Source organism: Fusibacter sp. A1, assembly GCF_004125825.1.
Lineage (GTDB): Bacteria > Bacillota > Clostridia > Peptostreptococcales > Acidaminobacteraceae > QQWI01.
On the sequence record NZ_QQWI01000042.1, the window covers coordinates 1 to 1004 of the forward strand.

Below are 1004 nucleotides of genomic sequence, written 5' to 3' on the forward strand. Positions count from 1 at the left end.
TGCTCTTATTAGACGTAGCTCTTTTAGCTGTGGCTTTTCTTGGTTCTGCAGTCTTTGGTTCAACCACTTTTGTTGGCACAACCTTGGCGTTCGGGTCTTTTTTTAGTAGAACGACTGTTTCCACGTGCGTTACCACATAAGTCTTATACAATTTAACAAATCGTACTGTAACCGGGGTAAATACTTATTTACTATCCCCCTATTGTTATTTGTGAAAGCCTTTAAGTGGGTACTAAATTTAGTAATACTCTTTCGAATGTTCTTTAGGTTCTTGGGCTTCTATACCAACTGTTTATGGTAATTTTCAAAAGTAATACTATATTAATTCCCCCAGATATTTAAAAAGAACAATGAACTTAATCCCATGATTACAATACTTACCACTATGAAAAAGGTATGTACATTTTCTCCCCATAAGATTTTGCTTCTAGCAACAAGAAGTTTGTAGATGATAAATTCACTTTTTCTAATTGAAGATACAAATAGAAAAAGACCAATTAATAACATCAAACTTCCCCATAAAATATTCATAACGCTCCTCCTTGATTTCAAATTCTCGTATATACTTTTAATAGTTTATCACTATCACAGCCTATACTTAAGTCGCTTGCAAATTTCTACCATAAAATATATTAATTACACTGGCGTTGCATTAACACACTTGAGCTTGTTCTTGATATAGATAAAAAACCTATTATTGTATAATTTTTACTCAACCTTCCGCTGATGATTGAAAAAAGAACAACCTCAACAAAAAGGTCTCATTGCACAGTGATTGGCTCACTTATTCACTTACATCCAATTAATAAGGTGTCAGCTTTTCAAGTTTTGGTTTTACTAGTTCAAATGGCTCATAAATACTCGCTCGAATAGCGAATCTAATTTTATCCAGTGTCCCTCTTGTTATGATGCTTTGTTTAAATAGTGCAAGCAAGCAGTACATGATCAGACTTAGATACACTTGATTCTCAGTGCCTTCTTGTGTACAAGCATAGAAGTGTTTC

Annotated in this window: 1 protein-coding gene and 1 pseudogene; both read right to left on the bottom strand. The window is 33.6% G+C overall.

Annotated elements, in window-relative coordinates; genetic code table 11:
• Positions 1-321 precede the first annotated feature (321 nt).
• The gene (locus tag DWB64_RS19090; protein ID WP_129489814.1) at positions 322-531 is read right to left on the bottom strand and encodes a hypothetical protein; all 210 of its coding nucleotides are present in this window, start codon (positions 529-531) and stop codon (positions 322-324) included.
• A 271-nt stretch (positions 532-802) separates the two neighbouring features.
• Positions 803-1004 (bottom strand): annotated as a pseudogene (locus DWB64_RS19395) (hypothetical protein); the annotation flags it as partial.